This is a genomic window from Cellulomonas carbonis, assembly GCF_014636275.1.
Lineage (GTDB): Bacteria > Actinomycetota > Actinomycetes > Actinomycetales > Cellulomonadaceae > Actinotalea > Actinotalea carbonis.
The window spans coordinates 1-611 of record NZ_BMEB01000032.1 but is presented as its reverse complement, the minus strand read 5'-3'; the positions used below and the strand labels follow the sequence as shown (position 1 = coordinate 611).

At 66.4% G+C, this 611-nt stretch carries 1 protein-coding gene; it reads right to left on the bottom strand.

Going from position 1 to position 611, the window contains the following annotated elements:
- Nucleotides 1–611: Nramp family divalent metal transporter (locus IEV86_RS17525; protein ID WP_188484838.1), on the bottom strand; the 611-nt coding region annotated here is incomplete at both ends.

Genomic DNA, 611 nt, shown 5'->3' with positions numbered 1-611 from the left:
CCGCATCCACTTCGGAGTGTGCCAGCCCTTCTCACGCAGCCAGTAGCCGTAGGCGGCCAGGGTGATGGTGCCGCCGACGCCTCCGGCGAGCGCGAGCGTGTAGATCACTCCGCCCTCGGGGATGATGGGGATCAGTCCGGTGAGCATATCGGGAATGTTCGGGGCGGCGATGATCGCCAGTCCCACGACGGTGATGAACATGATCCCGACGAGGACGGCGGTGATCTTCTCGAACACGCCGTAGCGGCCGAACCACACCATGACGAAGCCGGCCAGGCCCATGAGCACCGACCACACTGTGAGGTTGAGGCCGGGGAAGAGCGCGGCCAGCGGAAGCGCCGCCGAACTCATCGCCGTGGCTCCGTAGACGAAGCCCCAGATGATGATGTACGGCCCGAAGTACCACGTGGTCCAGCGGCCGAGCGATCGCCACCCCTCGAAGATCGTCTTGCCGGTCGCGAGGCTGAACCTGCCGGCTCCTTCGACGAGGACGATCTTGAGGATGACGCCGACGATCACTGCCCACAGCAGTCCGTAGCCGAACTGGCTGCCGGCCACCAGGGTCGCCACCATATCCGCGGCACCGACGCCGGTGGCCGCGACGACGAGGC